A 16,575-nucleotide genomic window follows, 5' to 3' on the forward strand; every position below is an offset into this window, starting at 1 on the left:
CTAGATTTTTAAAGGAAGTTTTTTGATTTAAATCCCACTGGTTAGGCTAAAATTCAGCCATAGCAAAGCGTTATATTAACGATAAGAATTTTTAGGAATAAGAGAAATGACGCAAGAACAGAAGGTTTCAGTGGGTATTGTCGGCGCTTCCGGATATGGTGGCGTACAGTTGGTACGTTTGCTCAAAGAACATCCCCTTGTTGAATTAGTCTATCTGGGGGGCGATAGTAGCGCCGGAAAACCCTACAGTGATTTATATCCCCATCTCGGTCATAGCATTAATCTTAATGTGGAGGCGATCGATTTAGAGATAATTGCCTCCCGTTGTCAAGTGGTTTTCTTGGGTTTACCCAATGGTTTAGCCTGTGATTTAGCTCCCCCTTTGATCGCCAAAGGGTGTAAAGTGTTGGATCTGTCGGCAGATTATCGTTTTACTAGCCTAGAAACCTATAGTAAATGGTATGGCAAGGAACGTCAGGATCAAGCGATCGCATCTAAGGCTGTGTACGGTTTACCGGAACTTTATCGGGAAGATATTAAAAATGCCTCTTTGATCGGTTGCCCCGGATGTTATCCTACTGCTAGTTTAATGGCGATTTCTCCCCTATTAAAACAGGGTTTAATTCTCCCGGAAACCACGATTATTGATGCCAAATCGGGAACTTCGGGAGGGGGAAGACAAGCTAAGATTAATATGTTATTGGCAGAAGCAGATAGTTCGATCGGGGCCTATAATGTAGCGGGAAAACACCGTCATACTCCCGAAATTGAGCAGATTTGCAGTGATTTAGCCGGTCATGAGGTGCGCGTCCAGTTTACTCCCCATTTAATGCCCATGGTTCGGGGTATCCTGTCCACAGTCTATGCAACTTTGCGGGATCCCAATCTGGTGCGGGATGATTTGATCACTATCTACAATGCTTTTTATCGCACTTCTCCTTTTGTCAAAATCTTACCCGGGGGAGTCTATCCACAAACTAAGTGGGCCTGTGGTACTAATTTATGTTATCTCGGTATTGAAGTAGATCCGAGAACCGATCGAGTGATAGTGATGTCAGCGATTGATAATTTAGTTAAGGGACAATCGGGACAAGCGCTACAATGTCTCAATCTCATGATGGGTTGGGAAGAATCCCTTGGTTTGCCGCAAATGTGTTTTTATCCCTAAAAATTTCTGGATGCGTTTAACCTGCTACATCTCATTTTTGTAAATCTACTGAGTTGGGATTTTTAAAGGGAAACTATCTTCTAAAATTGGTGATCACTTCCGATTTTACCACTCAATCCAAGCCTTTGGGGGGTTCTACCCCCCAAACCCCCCGCGCATTAGTTTTTCGGTGGGATGCTTACACGCGATTGTTGATATAGTTGTACCAGTTTAAGAGTCACTGATAATTGCTGATTGTCGGTATTTCTGCAAATGTGAGATGCACCCCGTTTAACCACACATCCTTTAATCAATTTCAGGAAAAACTGGCAAAATTTTGTCACTATGATTGAGATGCGATGTTTACCGATTGGCAGCAAAGACAAGGAGAAAATGGCAGAAAAGTAGTCAGTTTATCGACAAAAGCGCATATAAAACCTTGCTAAAGTTCCTCACCACCAAACTAAATTTGATTGTCAAGTTGATATCAACCCCTTAGAAACCCTGACTTACCCGACTGGGATCACCTAAAAAGGCCCTTTCAGGAATCGATCCTTGAGTCGCTTCTGGGAGAATTTGCCAGTGTTGATCTAAAGCTTGTAACACCCGATCCTGCTGATTTCTGAATCCCTCGATATTGCTACTACCGGCATTCATAATTACAAACCAAACTTTACCCCTTTCTTGGGTGGGAATTTCTCCAGCTAAGGCGCTAACTTGGGCTAAGGTTCCAGTTTTAATCACCACTCCTTTGGGAATGGCCCGCCACTGCATAGTTCCTTTGGTATCGCGTCCCCCCACCGGAAATAAATCAGCTACTTTGATCGGTTGATTGGCTAATTTGCGATCCAATGCTTGAAGAATCTCAATAACTGCCCGGGGAGACAAGCGATTTTCTACCCCCAATCCCGAACCATTAATTAATTGAATTTCCTCCGCTCCTACCCCAGTAATTTTAGTATTAATTGCGTCCACTGCCGCCGGACCACCGAGCAGTTCGGCTAACATTTCTGACATGACGTTATTACTATAAATATTCATCTGACGCAACAGTTCCGTTAAAGTCAAGGACTGATGACGCAACAATAATCGGGCATTTTCGGGGCGAATTTGACTGGCTCGAACCATGCCCAAAATCTTCACCTGTGGGGCTTGTGTGCCGCTAGGAAGGCTCTGAAAAGCTTTTTGGGTTTCTTTTGACCATTTCGATTGATCAAGCCCAATTTTCAGCGATTCTCCCGCTTTGAGGGGATCGGTTTGAAAATTCATGGCGAATTGACCCGTAACGATCAGATCGCCTTTGACCTGACGGATGCCTAATTGATCGAGGCCATTGCCCACTGCGATCGCTTCTTCCCAGACAAACAGAGGATCCCCTTGCCCTTCAATAATTAAATCTCCCTCTAACACCCCGTTTTTTACCTCTCCCGTTGTGTAAAAACGGGTAGCAAAACGATGATCGAGGGGCCAGGTTTCCACTGCGGCGAGAGTAGTGGCGATTTTAGTTAAAGATGCGGCTGAAGCGGGCATATTTCCCTGATAATCAGCTAAATTAGCCCATTCTGTCTCAATTAAGACCCGTTGTTGACTAGAGTTTAAACCTTTTTTAGTCAAGTCTTGCAGATAATCGGCCACGATCGCCGCTACCCGGGGATCGGGAGCGGTGGGAAGGTCAAAAATAGGCTGATTTTGCCAAGAAATTAGGGGAATATTGGCGATCGGTTGGGATTGCCCCCCCAGCCAACCCAAGAGAAAGCCGAAAACTGCCAAATTAAAAACTGAGAACATCTTTTCCTTAATCGCAATGATGCCTTATTGTATAGAGATGATTGGTAATTTTTAACAATTGCTCGATCAAAAAACACTAATCCTCGATCGGCCAGCTTTTGTCAAGAGCTGCCGCTCAACTTATTAAAGATTTCTATCCCACTGACTCAATGGCAGAAACGGCATTAAATCGGGCAAGAATCGCGGTAGATGCGATGGGAGGTGACTACGCTCCCAACGAGATCATCGCGGGATCGATGCGAGCTTCCGAAGAATTAGATGTAGAAGTATTATTAGTCGGCGATTCTGAACGGATTGAGGCTTATTTCCAGCATCATCCCCGTCCCAAGAATCTCACGATCGTCCACGCAGAGGAAGTGGTGGCTATGGACGAAGAGCCGATCACCGCTATCCGTCGCAAACCGGCGGCCTCGATTAATGTGGCCATGGATTTAGTTAAACAAAATCGCGCCGATGCAGTGGTGTCCGCCGGTCACTCCGGGGCAGCCATGGCGGCGGCGTTACTGCGTTTAGGTCGTTTAAAAGGAATCGATCGCCCGGCGATCGGTGCGGTGCTGCCGACGATGTTGGCGGGTAAATCGGTGATTATCCTCGATGTCGGGGCGAATGTGGACTGTAAACCCAAATATTTAGAGCAGTTTGCCCTAATGGGGACAATTTACAGTAAATACGTTATGGGGGTTGAAGATCCGAAAGTCGGTTTACTCAATATCGGCGAAGAACCCAGCAAAGGTAACGATCTCGCCCTAAAAACCTACGAATTATTAGAAAATAACCAGCAAATTCCCTTTATCGGCAATGCTGAGGGCCGGGATGTGCTATCGGGACAATTTGATGTGATTGTCTGCGATGGTTTTGTCGGTAATGTCCTGTTAAAATTTGCCGAAGCGGTGGGAGGAGTTATCCTACAAATTCTCAAAGAGGAATTACCTAGGGGGATACAGGGTAAAGTCGGGACGGCTTTAATTAAACCCAATCTTAAACAGATTAAACAACGCATGGATCACGCGGAACACGGTGGTGCGCTGTTATTTGGAGTTGATGGGGTTTGTGTGATCAGTCACGGCAGTTCCCAAGCACCTTCAATTTTTAACGCCATCCGACAGGCGAAAAATGCCGTCGATAATCGCGTTTCTGAGCGCATTCAAGCCTACAATGACCACCATCATCAATTAAAAAAGTTGTCGGTGAACGGTGAAGATTAAGCTGTCAACTGATCACTGACCCACTGATAACTGATAACTGATAACTGATAACTGAAAAAGGGGGAATATTTTGAACGGATTCGGGGCAGCAGTCGTCATTACCGGTTGTGGATCGGCCACACCAGGGCAATTTCTCAGTAATGAAGAACTCAGCCAAATTGTCGAGACTTCCGATGAGTGGATTAAAAGTCGCACAGGCATCGGTAAACGCCATTTAGCGGATCAATCGGTGTCTTTGAGCCAATTAGCAGCCCAAGCGGCGATTAAGGCTCTAGAAATGGCTCAGGTGTCCCCTAGGGAGGTCGATCTGATTCTTTTGGCTACTTCTACCCCCGATGATCTGTTCGGTAGCGCGGCCCAAGTGCAAAGTCAGATCGGGGCAAATCGGGCGATCGCTTTTGATCTCACCGCCGCCTGTTCAGGTTTTCTGGTGGCATTAGTCACCGCCACCCAGTTTATCCGTGCTGGTACTTACCGCAATGTCTTGGTTATCGGGGCCGATGTTCTCTCCCGTTGGGTGGATTGGAACGATCGCGCTACCTGTGTCCTCTTTGGTGATGGGGCAGGGGCGGTTCTTTGTCAAGCAAATGATACAAAAGATAACATTCTCGGTTTTGAACTCCATAGCGACGGCAGCCAGAATAGTTCTCTCAATCTCGCCTACAAGGGGGAGGAATTGCCTCTTAAGGAGGGGGTAAGGGTTCAAAAAGGGACCTATAAGCCTCTAACGATGAACGGACGGGAAGTCTATCGTTTTGCCGTGGCGAAAGTGCCAGAGGTCATCGAAAAAGCCCTCTATCGGGCTAATTTAACCACCAGTGACATCGATTGGTTAGTTCTGCATCAAGCTAATCAAAGAATTATGGACGCAGTGAGCGATCGCCTGAAACTGCCTCCCGAAAAAGTGATCAGCAATCTCAGCGAGTATGGCAACACTTCTGCGGCCTCGATTCCTCTAGCTCTCGATGAAGCTGTCAGGAGTGGTAAGGTCAAAAAAGGTGATATTATTGCTTCTTCCGGCTTTGGTGCTGGTTTAACTTGGGGTGGGATTATCTTCCGTTGGGGAGATTAATTCAGTGATCAGTAAACAGTAAACAGTAAACAGTAAAATAAAAACTCACATCTGATAACTGATAACTGATAGCTGATAACTGATAACTGATAACTGATAACTGATAACTGACCTAAACACAACTATCTATCTATTTTAAGAACTTATGAAAACAGCGTGGATATTCCCGGGACAAGGATCGCAAGCGTTAGGAATGATTGGAGATTTATCAGAAAGTGCGCTTGGTCAAGAGAGATTAGAAAGAGCAGAAAAAATCCTCGGTTGGTCGGTGTTAGAAAAATGTCAAGGGGATGAAGAAACCCTATCTCGTACTCTTTATACTCAACCTTGTTTATTTGTGGTGGAGAGTATTTTAGCGGATTTGTTGCAAGAGAAAGGTCATTTTCCCGATCTAGTTGCTGGTCATAGTCTCGGTGAATATTCCGCTTTATATGCGGCGAGGGTGTTTAATTTTGAAACAGGATTAAATCTAGTGCAGAACCGTTCCCGTTTGATGGATGCTGCCGAAGGTGGTAAAATGGCCGCCTTAATGAAATTTGATCGCACCAGTCTAGAGACAGTGGTTAATCAGACGGAAAATGTAGTTATTGCTAATGATAATAGTGCTGAACAAGTGGTAATTTCTGGGACTCCTGAAGCGGTGGATTTGGTATTAGGTCAAGTGAAAGTTAAGCGGGTTATGCAGTTAAAAGTATCTGGTGCTTTTCACTCTCCCTTGATGGAAAATGCCGCTATTCAATTTCAGCAGATTTTAGAATTAGTTAATTTTCGGTCTGCAAAAGTTCCCGTGATTTCTAATGTCGATCCGAGCAATCCTACCCAGGACGGGGAACAATTAAAAAAATATCTGATCCAGCAGATGACTAGCTCGGTTCGCTGGCGAGAAATTATGTTAAAGTTGCCAGATGTGGGTGTGGAAAAAGCGATCGAAGTGGGACCGGGTAAAGTTTTAACTGGTTTAATTAAACGAACTGTTCCCACAATCGAGTTAGAAAATATTAGTCAATTAGCTGATATATCCAATGGTAGCGACGACGTTATATTCCAGGGTTCATTAATTGGTGTTGGTTAAATTATCTAGCAACATTTTCGATGAAGTAAATTGATGGATACCTAAGTAGTTAGGTGTTAAAAAACATCAGACACCCCCCTTATCAAGGGGGGATTAAGGGGGAATCGAACCCAAAATCTATCTTTAATTTAATTATAACCAGCTACCTAGCCAAAAATTTGGTTAGGTATTTTTTTAAGAAACTATCATAACTTCTACTGTTTCTCCTGCTTGTATGGTAGTTTTACCCTGGGGAATTATGGCTAAAGCATTAGTACCCGCTAAATTAATTAAATTAGCTGAATTGTGTTGTCCAGAAGCGAGTTGAAATTGATAAACTCCCTCGATAATTTCTATTTTTCCCCAGAGATAAACTTCTCTTTGTCCCTTAGATTTGAGAGTATCGCGGGTGACAACTCGCAGAAATTTGTTCTGATAATCTGTCAATCCCGATAACTTTTTAATGGCCATTTGTACGAAGCGCCAACAGGAAACTAAAGCAGAGACGGGATTACCGGGGATACCAAAGTAAAGACAACCGTTAGGAAAAGTAGCAAAGGTTAAGGGTTTACCCGGTTGAATAGCAACGCTGCGAATTAGAATTTCTGATCCTAATTCCCCTAAAATTCCCTCGATATAATCGTAATCTCCCACGGAAACACCGCCGGTGGAAAGGACGATAGCACTAGAATTAATGGCTTTTCTGATAGTTTCTCTGAGAAGTTCGGGATTATCTTTGATTATACCTAAAGGTCTGGGAATTGCCCCTAAACTGGCGACAAATGCCGTTAAAGCGTAGCGATTTGAGTCAATAATTTGACCTTTTTGGAGGGTTTCATCGGGATTAATTAATTCATCTCCCGTGGAGAAAATTGCCACTTGGAGACGGGAAAAAACTGTTAATTCGGTAGCTTGTGCCGTGGCTAAAACTGCTATTTCTGGGGAATTAAGGGCAATACCGGCTTTTAATAAGGGATTTCCTGCTCGATAGAATGTGCCGCGTTGACGCACAAAAAGACCTATTTTTTCGGGAGGGATAAGAATCGCCACCCGCTCCCCTTTTTTGTCAGTATTTTCCTGCATAATAATCGTATCACTGCCGGCGGGTAACATCGCTCCTGTAAATATTCGGGCTGTTTCTCCCGGTTGAATAATTGTTTCGGGGGCTTTGCCGGCAGGAATTTCGGCGATAATCTTGAGAGTAACGGGATTTTCTGGGTTAGTGTCTTTAACATCTTCGTAGCGGACAGCATAGCCATCCATAGCAGAATTATCCCAATAGGGAAAGTCTAAATCGCTGCTGATATCTTCGGCTAAAATGCGCCCAAAAGCTGCCTCTAGAGAAACTTTTTCTGTTTGCTGTTGGGGTTGAATTTGAGTTAGAATTATAGATTCTGCTTCTTTGACTGAGTACATGGATTAAACAAATGAACCGATTAGCTAGATTAAGGGTGGAAGATATACAAGCTTGGGTCGGGGAAGTGCATTTATCGGATAGGAAGGGTCAGACTCCCTATTATATACCAGTTTTGAAGCAAGTTAATCCCGAGTTTTTCGCTCTCCAAATTCACTGTCTTGAGGGGGAGATTTTGTCTTGGGGAGATGAAACTATAACTTTTCCTTTGATGAGTGTGATTAAACCTTTTTTGTTATTATATCTTTTAACTCATTTAGGGGAAGATGCTGTTTTTAGGCGCGTGGGAAAACAAGCTTCTAGTTATCCTTTTAATTCTTTAACTCAACTGCAAGAGGATTGCGGTTTTCCCCGTAATCCTATGATTAACAGTGGTGCGATCGCTTTGGCGGATTTATTAGGAGGGAAAACGCCAGAATCTCGCTGTGAAAATTTGCTTTTATGGTTAAATGAAATGGGTAATTGTCAATTATTTCTTGATCGCTCTGTGCTTTATTCTGTTCACTCCCATCCTAATGTTCACAATCAAGCTCTAAGCTTAGAATTAGAAAAAAATGGTTATATCAGTCATCGTTATTTAGCTCTAGAAACCTACAATCAAATCTGTTGTTTATCTGGAAAAATTGCCGATCTTGCTAATTTAGGTAAGTTGATTTTAGCTGCTCCTTATGCTAAAATTATTCTAGAAATCATGACTAATTGTGGACTCTATGAAGCTTCCCAACAATTCGCCCTTGAGGTGGGTTTTCCCACAAAATCGGGAGTCAGTGGGGCTTTATTATCTATTGTGTCAGACGAGGGAGTTATTGCTTGTTATAGTCCTCCGTTAAATGAGCAAGGTAATTCAATTTTAGGAGTTAATTTGTTAACACAGATAAGTCGTTTTATCAAGGAAATTTAAGCCATGAAAACAAAATTTAACTTTTTAAAAAAACACCAATTCTATTTAGTAATTATCTTGCTAGTATTTATGGCTTTATCTGTCACCAGTTTATTTTTTCCTCTACCAGAATCCCTCAATTATGATGAAGGTTATCATTATGAAAGTGGAGTAGAAATTCTCAGAGGTACGGCAGCGCAACGGGGCGATGAAGATATTTATCATCGCAATATTATGCCAGCTTCAGCACTGCATTTCCTAGTCGATCAAACAATACAAAATATTTTTCCTATCTCTAAATATCTAAACTTAGAAAATAAGTTTTTTGGACGGTTTGCCACGATTATTATCTCAGTAATTCTAGCCATATATGTTTTTATATGGTCAAAACAACTCTATGGAGTGTTAGCGGGATTTTTAGCTTTAATTCTCTATATTCTCGATCCTAATATTATCGGGCATTCACGGATAATTACTCAAGATTTATTCGGAGCAACTTCAATTTTTATTGCCGTTTATTATTTCTGGTCTTTCCTGAGATTTGGGGGCAGAAAAAATCTAGTTTTAAGTATATTAACTTTTGGAGTTGCCCAGATTTGTCGATTGACAGCCGTTTATTTAGTTCCCATCTATATAATTTTAGGTTTTGGTTTTTACCATCGGGAAATTATTCAATCTATTCAACAGAAAAATATTGTAGTTATTCAACAAAGAATTAAGCGCAGTATTTTCTACATATTGGCTCTAATTTTATCAACAATATTAATCATAAATATTGGTTATTCTTTCGAGAGAAGTGGTACACAATTGGGAGATTATCAATTTCTCAGTCATAGTTTTAAGCAACTGCAAACCTATCCTGTCTTAAAATCTTTGTCGATTCCCATTCCCGATGCTTATCTGCAAGCATTAGACTTCGGTAAGTATAAACAAGAAACGGGTTTTGGTAGTGGAATGCCCTATCTTTTGGGACAGTTAGGATTTATAGTTGATCCAGTACAAGGATTTAAAATTAAGGGATTTCCCCAATATTTTTTGATCGCTTTTCTCTATAAAGTACCCATAGCTACCCAAATATTTATCTGGTTGGGATTTATCAGTTTATTTTTCTGGAGAAAACAGTTAAATTTTTGGCAGAATGAAGCTTTTTTGATTATTCCCACTCTCTTATATTTCATCTTAATGAGTTTTAACACTGCTCAAATAGGTATTAGATATATTTTGATGATTTTCCCCTTTTTATTTGTCTTTGCTAGTCGGATTGTTACCGGTTGGCCAGCTTATAAAAGATCCTATCGCATTTTAATTATTGTCCTGACCTTTTACCTACTAATTTCCAATCTCTCCTATTTTCCCCATTATATTTCCTACTTTAACGAATTAGTTATTGATCGCAAAATGAACTATCAAGTTCTGGTCGATTCTAATTTAGATTGGGGACAAAATAAAAATTATCTGCAAGACTATCTCCAAAAACACCCCAACGCTCTCTTTATTCGTTATGACGGAGATAATAAACTTAATTTAGTCATCGAGAATCAAAAAGTTGCACCCTCACAGGTTTCTCTCGATAATCCGATTAATTTACTGGTGATAGAAGCTAATCAATTAATCGGTATTACCACCGATTCTAACCATTTTTACTGGCTGCGTTCCAGTCGTCAACCTATTGATCATCTTGCTTATAGTTACCTAATTTTCAATATTTCCTCTCAAGACGCAGCCAATATTTTTGGTAAAAACTAGAAACTGTTCACCAATACTTTTTCTGATTTTTCTTGCCAAGTACCATGAAAATGGGAGGGATAACACTGGGTAATTGCAGACAGCAAAGGGGTTCTTTTTCTAACTGCTGACTGTCATAGATTCTCCCTTGGCTGCTGTGATTATTGCCTAACCATTCCGTTTCTGGAGATAAACCATCGCAGACAAAAATCGGTTCACTTCCATAACAGTTATTTTCTAGATAAGCAATAGTTAACTTACCCGTGGAGTGATTAGAGTTCTTAAGTACAGGGTGAGAGCATATCAAACGCTATTGACAATTGGCCAATTTTGTGATCCGCTTGCTGTGTGAACATTTCAAGTGATACCAGTCAATTAGAATAGTTACGAAATCGACCAAATGGGTCGATTTTTGCTTAACAATTGAGATGGCAAATTCTCCTTGAATATGCCTAAATCGCACTCAGGGTAAGCAAATCACATAAAGTTCATTTTATCAAGGATTGTTAAGATGCGTTTACCCTGATAATTCCAGTGATCAATTGGCTATCCTGATCATCTAATCGCCTCATCTAAATCTCCCTTGCCAACTGCTATTATTCCCAAATTATTGTGAGTTTCTGCATAATTAGGGTTAATAAGTAAAGCTTGCTTGTAAGCCAAAATAGCTTGATCAATTTGTCCTAAACTATCCATAATTACCCCCAAATGATGCCAAGCAGCTGCATATTGAGGATATTGATTAATTAATTGTTGATAGAGAGCGATCGCTTCTTCAAGCTTAAGCTGTTTTTGCAAGGTGTATGCTTGCTGATAAAGGGTATCTGCTGGGGAAGTATCAGGCTGATTATTTGCTATATTTACCCCAACTAAAGGAGAAATAGGATCGAGAGTAATAATTTTACTAATGTCATCATTTTGGAATCCTAAAGCTTGGGGACGTTTAACTCCTTCTAAGACTTGTACATCATAAAGTTCAGTCACTTCACCTTCTAAGCGTATCCAGTTAATAACTTCACCTGTTTTTAAATCAATAATTAGCAGACCACAGCGAGGTTCTGCTTCTTTAGCTATTAAATTATTATCTAGTATTAACCCCGAAAAAGTCTTATCTCCCCCACGACTTTTAGATAATCCAACAATGGCATAATTTCTGACAAATGCTAAACCGCGCAGAAACCCAGGACAAAAAGTAACAGGCTCAAAAATGCCTTTGTCTTGATCAATATAACCAAAGTAACCCGTACCCGCATTTAATAACCATAACTTACCCTGATAAAATCGGGGAGAATGAGGCATAGATAAACCAGTAGCAATCACTTCATTAGACTGAATATCAATGACACAACCGCCAGTTTCCCTTCTGTCTCTCCACCCATCCACCACATCTGATTGACTACAAGCGGTGACATAACGCGCCTTGCCATCTACCAAAGCTAAACCATTGAGATGACAACGATCTTCATTGACTAAAGCGGAAATAAACGATGGTTTCCATAGAGGAATACAACTATGGCGATCGCTGACTGTGGCCAAACAATTTAACATGGTACTGATAAATATAATTCTTTCAGAGAGATTTTCTATTGCTAAATCGTGAATATCTAAATCCCCAGTGGTATAACCAATTCTAGGAATATAAAGTTTATCATAACCCTCATAAAGTTGTCCCGATGATAGCACATTATCTAGTTGCCAGATTTGATAGCGGGAACTAAGATAAATCCTTTCTGGGGTAGTATATAAACCCATGGCGCGGTCAAATATCCGCTCAAATCCCGACATCCCTCTTTCGGGGTTAACTCCTAAAAACATCAGTCGAGAACTTTGATAGGTAGTAAAAGCCAGACTAATCTGCTGAGACTCTAACCAATCAATGAAGTTACGGGAAGCAATTATCTCTACGGGGATAGATTGATTAGTATTGGGAGTTGATTGATTCATCATAACCACAAAGACACAAAGAACACAAAGATTAGCCTGTAGGGTGTGAAGCGCGATAGCATCACGCACCAATCTAATAATAGAGGTGGTGCGTTACGGCGGATTGTTAATTTTGGTTTTTTGACCGAATTGATGGCCGCCTAACGCACCCTACTAGATTGTTTGAGCGCGATCGTTTATAATCAAAATATCATTATTTTGGAGTAAAAGAAAAATGCGTAAACAGACCATTCAATATACATCATCTTTAGATGCTTTGATTGCTGTTGCCAAGCGACTTAGCGTCTATGAGAATCAACATAAAATGGATTCCGAAGATTTTTATAACCAATACAATCAGGGAACATTATCAGATGATATAATATTTATAGAATGGGCAAACGATTATCGTCATTACCTTGCTTTGCGTCAAGAATTAGAACAAATATTAAATCATGCTGCTTAAACTTTTATGTGATTACCTCAATCAAGTAGAGCAAGCAATTGTGCAGTGTGAAAATGCTTATGTAGAACGTTATCAAGAAGAAATACTGACATCACAAAGAGCCAACTTAAGAATTAGGTTGCGTTTCAAGCAGACCCATTTATTAGAAATAAACGAAGCTATAGTAATCACAGATAATTGCTTAGAATTCCTAGATTATCGTTACCATTTCCAAGATGAAAAAAACAACCTAGTTTTTCGTTATGATAGTACCCCTCACTTTCCCAATCTCTCTACTTTTCCCCATCACAAGCATTTACCAAACGATGTAGTTAGTTGTCACAAACCTGAAATTACTCAAGTCTTAAAAGAAGCAACAGAGTTATTGAGGTAAATAAAACGTATTTAATGCGATCGCCTGATCTGGTAGTGGACTATTTCAGCTAAAATAGGGCAATATATTTCGGCTTAAAGTCTTAGATTATAGAATTTATAGCATTTTTCTAATGTACCAAATTAGTTGAAACAATCCACTATATCTCTTGCAAAAGTAATCAAGATATATATTTTTCTCGGTAACGAAGTTCGTAATTGTAGATACCAGCAATCAAATTCAATCTCAGACCAAATCGCCGTCTGCGATTTCTGTATCTTGATGAAAGTATCCGAAATATTTTGAGACGACGATGAATATGTTCTATAACTATGCGCCGTTGTGATAACTGACGGTTGGCTTTTTTTTGCTCTTTACTTAGTTTTTCTTTTTTCTTTTTTTTATGAGGAATCTGACTGTTTTGATGGATTTTCTGAATCCCTTGATAGCCTTTGTCCCCTAATATTTCTATTTCCTTATTTAACCCTATTTTGCTCTCTTGACCCAGTCGAAAATCATGGACTCTTCCTTTCTCACAACGGACACAGATTACCTGCTCGCTTTTTTGGTCGCAACGCGCTCGCTGCGCGAGATCGGCAACGACTTGCGACTTTAATGTGTGGTATCCCTGCTTGCCACTATAGTATGATTTCTGTTTTTTTTTGGGTCTTTCTATCTCATGTTCTGACACATCCACCACTATTACTTCTATTTCACTATTACTTTCTAATAGGGCTTTTTTTCCAGGTAGATTAAACAGACCTGATTTGATGAGAATATTCTCTACTTTCCTAACAATTCTATACGCCGTTGATTCGTTAATACCCCAGCTATTTCCCAGATGAAAATAGGTGCGATATTCTCGCCAATACTCTAATGTTATTAGTAGTTGGTCTTCTGTACTCAATTTGCTCGGTCTACCTGTCTTTTTTTGCCAAAGTTTTTCTGCCTTTAGGACTGTTACCATATCCTTAAATGTATCTGGATACACGCCACACAAGTCTCGGTGAACCAAGAATCCCCACGCCTTTAGGCAACGGGAGTGTCAAAATTTTGATCGCACTGTAAATTCATAATCTCCTCCCGGTTCTAATTGATAATCGTAGCGTTCTAAAAACCGATTCAAGGGTTCAAAAATCAAAGCCCTACCTAGGGAAGGTTGTACTAATAACTTGCCTTGAAGAAAATGCCATTGAAAACGCCATTGATATTGTTCCGTCCGCACTTCTCCCTCTAATTTCCCCGTTTGCCAAGATTGCTTAATTATCCGCACATAAGCCGTGCTTTCTGGTCGATTGCCGCCACTCACCTGAACCCTACCTATAGATTAAATATCAAATATTAAGATAGCGAATTAATCCTTGTTTGTCATTACTTGACCTAATTTTCTCGACGCTATTCCGGTGAAGTGACTTCATTAACCTTAGAAACCAAGACATTTAATTGAAAAGGTCGCCCCATTTCCTTAGTAATAAATTCTTGCAATAATTCTACCTGTCTGGGGGTAATGCTTTCCGGAGTTCTTACTACTAATCTCACCTGGGGAGGTTGATTGAGCCAATTAATCGAAGATTCCAATAATTCTGTCCGTTGAAAAGTAACTGTTCGCTGTAATAAAGCTTTTTTGATTAGCCTTTCTAAGCGAGCTTGATTGGCCAGAGTTGCAAAACTTATTCCTAAGGGAATTAGCAGCACTGCTGTCAGGATAGAAGTCAAAATTAGAGCGTTACGCGCCCGATGAAAATTAGAATAACCTGCCAGCAAAAAGACCAACAAACAGGAGAGAGCAATACCTAATAAATTGGTAATATATAACAGAGTTGCCCCCAAACTTAGTATCCAATTCCCTTGGGATAATCCTAAACCAATAGTGCAAACTGGTGGCATTAAAGCCACGGCGATCGCTGTTCCCGCTAAAGTACCTGAAATTTTCGGCTCTATTTTAGCATAACCACTGATTGCCCCCGCGGTAATTGCCACTCCTAAATCTAAAAGATTCGGTTGAGAACGGGCTTGAATTTCACTACCAAATTCGGAAATTCCGATCAATAATCCCAGCAACCAAGCTATCGCTAAAGCAATAATCGTACCAACTAAAATCGCCAAGGATGACTTACGAATTAATCGCCAACTACCAATTAAACCACCAAAAGCCAGACTACGAATCGGAAACATTAAAGGGGCAATAATCATCGCTCCAATAATCACGGCCGCGCTATTAGCGACTAAGCCAAAGGTAGCGATCGCACAAGAACTAACAATCAAAGCTAGATAGGGAAAATCGAGGGACGCTTCTAACCATAAATCGCGCCACATAGCCCGCGATTGTTGCCAGGTCAAGGGTTTTCTTGAGAACCACGAGTAGAGCCGTTCTTTTCTCTTCATTGGTTTTAGTAAAATTGACTTTCCTTTTATTTATAGCTTTTTTTGTCCAATTAATGTACATTCAAGTGAGTGGCTTCAATTTAATTATAATCGGCTACTTAAGCTAAGAGGCATTCAAACCGCTTATTCTTAGGTTAGCCGAATCTGTCCCCCCCTTGCCTCCCCGAAGTCGGTGGGTGCTGCCTTTTGTCGTTTGGCATTTCGTCCGAGTTCACACCGAAGTCTCTTGTCTTCAGAAGCTAACTACTGTCTTAGCCGATTTCCACATTGCCTGTCCCTTGAAACATCAGCCAAGAGAGGAAAAAATTAGCCACAAAAATCGCTAATAAAGAAGTTACCACAGCCGTGGTAGTAGATTGACCAACTCCTTTAGCACCGCCGGTGGTTGTTAAACCCCAACTGCAGCCGATAATGGCAATTAAAATCCCAAAAATTAGGGACTTTAACATAGAACTAATTAAATCCCATGTTTCCAGAAAATTTTGGGCTGATTGCAAGAATAGGGAATAGGAAATACCGTAAAGACTATCAGAAATCAATAAACCGCCCAGTAACCCTGTGACTAAAGAGATAATAGTGAGCAGGGGTAACATTAAACTACAGGCAATCACCCTGGGAATGACCAAATAATCGATCGGATCGGTTTTTAAAATATATAAAGCGTCAATTTGTTCTGTTACTCGCATTGTACCAATTTCGGCGGCAAAAGCCGAGCCAACTCTCCCCGCCACCACCACTGCGGTTAAAACTGGCGCTAATTCCCTGGTTAAAGCCAAGGAAAGGACTCCCCCAACAAAACTACCCGCCCCAAAAAAAATAAATTCTCTGGCTACCTGAATAGTGAAAACCATACCCACAAAAGCAGCAGTAATTAGGGCAATTGTCAAGGATTCTGGCCCAACAATACTCATTTGTTCCAGAGTATTACGCCGGTGGATTTTGCCATTAAGAATATGTAAAAAAGTTTGTCCCGCTAACAAACTGGCAGCCCCCAAACGTTGGAACCATAAACTTAAACCACCGGCAGCATCACTTTTTCTTGGCATTTGTCGAGGGACTATCGCTAAAATCTAACTTATTATAGGCGAGAATTCCCTCTGATACTAAATCTGTTGAGTAACGCACAGAAAACGGGTTTCTCCGAGAAAACCGTTTTCTACTCATGTA

General features: G+C 40.8%; 15 protein-coding genes and 2 pseudogenes. 8 read left to right on the forward strand and 9 right to left on the reverse strand.

Translation table 11 applies throughout. The features are described 5' to 3' along the window. Positions 1–106 precede the first annotated feature (106 nt). Entirely contained in the window at positions 107–1,168 is a 1,062-nt protein-coding gene (gene argC / locus ACE3JL_RS12400; RefSeq protein WP_375327602.1) for an N-acetyl-gamma-glutamyl-phosphate reductase, read from the forward strand. 474 nt (positions 1,169–1,642) lie between these two features. Here argC and ACE3JL_RS12405 read toward each other — a convergent pair whose 3' ends face one another. Continuing rightward, positions 1,643–2,935, reverse strand: coding sequence for a D-alanyl-D-alanine carboxypeptidase (locus ACE3JL_RS12405; RefSeq protein WP_375327603.1), 1,293 nt, complete (start codon positions 2,933–2,935; stop codon positions 1,643–1,645). 149 nt (positions 2,936–3,084) lie between these two features. Here ACE3JL_RS12405 and plsX point away from each other — a divergent pair, with 149 nt between their 5' ends. The 3 genes from plsX (at position 3,085) to fabD (ending at position 6,284) form a co-directional block, all read left to right on the forward strand. Then, complete coding sequence (gene plsX, locus ACE3JL_RS12410; protein WP_271991146.1) at positions 3,085–4,140, forward strand: phosphate acyltransferase PlsX; 1,056 nt, start codon at positions 3,085–3,087, stop codon at positions 4,138–4,140. 70 nt (positions 4,141–4,210) lie between these two features. Beyond that, on the forward strand, positions 4,211–5,212 hold the full coding sequence (locus ACE3JL_RS12415) for a beta-ketoacyl-ACP synthase 3 (protein WP_271991138.1): 1,002 nt from the start codon (positions 4,211–4,213) through the stop codon (positions 5,210–5,212). Positions 5,213–5,357: 145 nt separating this feature from the next. Next, positions 5,358–6,284: an ACP S-malonyltransferase gene (gene fabD, locus ACE3JL_RS12420; RefSeq protein WP_375327604.1), complete on the forward strand. Its 927-nt coding sequence runs from the start codon at positions 5,358–5,360 to the stop codon at positions 6,282–6,284. 174 nt (positions 6,285–6,458) lie between these two features. On the opposite strand, the gene glp is transcribed toward fabD, so the two are convergent. Next, positions 6,459–7,679 (reverse strand): gephyrin-like molybdotransferase Glp, encoded by a 1,221-nt coding sequence (glp, locus tag ACE3JL_RS12425; protein WP_375327605.1) that lies wholly within the window; start codon positions 7,677–7,679, stop codon positions 6,459–6,461. 11 nt (positions 7,680–7,690) lie between these two features. Here glp and ACE3JL_RS12430 point away from each other — a divergent pair, with 11 nt between their 5' ends. Both ACE3JL_RS12430 and ACE3JL_RS12435 read left to right on the forward strand, forming a co-directional pair. Further along, positions 7,691–8,578, forward strand: a complete 888-nt coding sequence (locus ACE3JL_RS12430) for a glutaminase (RefSeq protein WP_375327606.1) — start codon at positions 7,691–7,693, stop codon at positions 8,576–8,578. 3 nt (positions 8,579–8,581) lie between these two features. Beyond that, positions 8,582–10,303 carry a glycosyltransferase family 39 protein gene (locus ACE3JL_RS12435; RefSeq protein ID WP_375327607.1) on the forward strand — a complete coding sequence of 574 codons (1,722 nt, stop codon included), beginning with the start codon at positions 8,582–8,584 and terminating at the stop codon, positions 10,301–10,303. Here the strand turns inward: ACE3JL_RS12435 and ACE3JL_RS12440 are convergent. Together ACE3JL_RS12440 and ACE3JL_RS12445 are read right to left on the reverse strand one after the other, a co-directional pair. Beyond that, positions 10,300–10,556 (reverse strand): annotated as a pseudogene (locus tag ACE3JL_RS12440) (carotenoid oxygenase family protein); the annotation flags it as partial. The gene ACE3JL_RS12435 and the pseudogene ACE3JL_RS12440 sit on opposite strands and share 4 nt — an antisense overlap. Positions 10,557–10,843: 287 nt before the next feature. Further along, a pseudogene (locus ACE3JL_RS12445) lies at positions 10,844–12,229 on the reverse strand (TIGR03032 family protein); the annotation flags it as partial. Between the two features lie 211 nt (positions 12,230–12,440). On the opposite strand from ACE3JL_RS12445, the gene tumA reads away from it, so the two are divergent. Both tumA and tumE read left to right on the forward strand, forming a co-directional pair. Beyond that, positions 12,441–12,671: an antitoxin TumA gene (tumA, locus tag ACE3JL_RS12450; RefSeq protein ID WP_002771674.1), complete on the forward strand. Its 231-nt coding sequence runs from the start codon at positions 12,441–12,443 to the stop codon at positions 12,669–12,671. Next, positions 12,661–13,044, forward strand: a complete 384-nt coding sequence (tumE, locus tag ACE3JL_RS12455) for a toxin TumE (RefSeq protein ID WP_271991124.1) — start codon at positions 12,661–12,663, stop codon at positions 13,042–13,044. The genes tumA and tumE overlap by 11 nt, the downstream gene beginning before the upstream one ends. Positions 13,045–13,204: 160 nt before the next feature. Here the strand turns inward: tumE and ACE3JL_RS12460 are convergent, their stop codons facing one another. The 5 genes from ACE3JL_RS12460 to ACE3JL_RS12480 form a co-directional block, all read right to left on the reverse strand. Continuing rightward, entirely contained in the window at positions 13,205–14,038 is an 834-nt protein-coding gene (locus ACE3JL_RS12460) for an IS5 family transposase (protein ID WP_375327608.1), read from the reverse strand. 30 nt (positions 14,039–14,068) lie between these two features. Beyond that, positions 14,069–14,332, reverse strand: a complete 264-nt coding sequence (locus ACE3JL_RS12465; protein ID WP_002733391.1) for a DUF3146 family protein — start codon at positions 14,330–14,332, stop codon at positions 14,069–14,071. Between the two features lie 86 nt (positions 14,333–14,418). Continuing rightward, positions 14,419–15,408, reverse strand: coding sequence for a DUF389 domain-containing protein (locus ACE3JL_RS12470; protein ID WP_271992724.1), 990 nt, complete (start codon positions 15,406–15,408; stop codon positions 14,419–14,421). 251 nt (positions 15,409–15,659) lie between these two features. Then, the gene (locus ACE3JL_RS12475) at positions 15,660–16,454 is read right to left on the reverse strand and encodes an MlaE family lipid ABC transporter permease subunit (RefSeq protein ID WP_190359655.1); all 795 of its coding nucleotides are present in this window, start codon (positions 16,452–16,454) and stop codon (positions 15,660–15,662) included. Next, positions 16,438–16,572 carry a hypothetical protein gene (locus ACE3JL_RS12480; RefSeq protein ID WP_375327609.1) on the reverse strand — a complete coding sequence of 45 codons (135 nt, stop codon included), beginning with the start codon at positions 16,570–16,572 and terminating at the stop codon, positions 16,438–16,440. The genes ACE3JL_RS12475 and ACE3JL_RS12480 overlap by 17 nt, the downstream gene beginning before the upstream one ends. Positions 16,573–16,575: the final 3 nt, after the last annotated feature.

This window comes from Microcystis sp. BLCC-F210 (genome assembly GCF_042134685.1).
In the GTDB taxonomy this organism is placed as follows: Bacteria; Cyanobacteriota; Cyanobacteriia; order Cyanobacteriales; family Microcystaceae; genus Microcystis; species Microcystis aeruginosa_D.

What these genes read in the sequence shown, in the direction of transcription:
- tumE (WP_271991124.1), top strand. Translation starts at nt 12,661, where the DNA reads ATGCTGCTTAAACTTTTATGTGATTACCTCAATCAAGTAGAGCAAGCA.
- argC (WP_375327602.1), top strand. Translation starts at nt 107, where the DNA reads ATGACGCAAGAACAGAAGGTTTCAGTGGGTATTGTCGGCGCTTCCGGA.
- ACE3JL_RS12405 (WP_375327603.1), bottom strand. Translation starts at nt 2,935, where the DNA reads ATGTTCTCAGTTTTTAATTTGGCAGTTTTCGGCTTTCTCTTGGGTTGG.
- tumA (WP_002771674.1), top strand. Translation starts at nt 12,441, where the DNA reads ATGCGTAAACAGACCATTCAATATACATCATCTTTAGATGCTTTGATT.
- ACE3JL_RS12480 (WP_375327609.1), bottom strand. Translation starts at nt 16,572, where the DNA reads ATGAGTAGAAAACGGTTTTCTCGGAGAAACCCGTTTTCTGTGCGTTAC.
- plsX (WP_271991146.1), top strand. Translation starts at nt 3,085, where the DNA reads ATGGCAGAAACGGCATTAAATCGGGCAAGAATCGCGGTAGATGCGATG.
- fabD (WP_375327604.1), top strand. Translation starts at nt 5,358, where the DNA reads ATGAAAACAGCGTGGATATTCCCGGGACAAGGATCGCAAGCGTTAGGA.
- ACE3JL_RS12430 (WP_375327606.1), top strand. Translation starts at nt 7,691, where the DNA reads ATGAACCGATTAGCTAGATTAAGGGTGGAAGATATACAAGCTTGGGTC.
- ACE3JL_RS12475 (WP_190359655.1), bottom strand. Translation starts at nt 16,454, where the DNA reads ATGCCAAGAAAAAGTGATGCTGCCGGTGGTTTAAGTTTATGGTTCCAA.
- ACE3JL_RS12435 (WP_375327607.1), top strand. Translation starts at nt 8,582, where the DNA reads ATGAAAACAAAATTTAACTTTTTAAAAAAACACCAATTCTATTTAGTA.
- ACE3JL_RS12470 (WP_271992724.1), bottom strand. Translation starts at nt 15,408, where the DNA reads ATGAAGAGAAAAGAACGGCTCTACTCGTGGTTCTCAAGAAAACCCTTG.
- glp (WP_375327605.1), bottom strand. Translation starts at nt 7,679, where the DNA reads ATGTACTCAGTCAAAGAAGCAGAATCTATAATTCTAACTCAAATTCAA.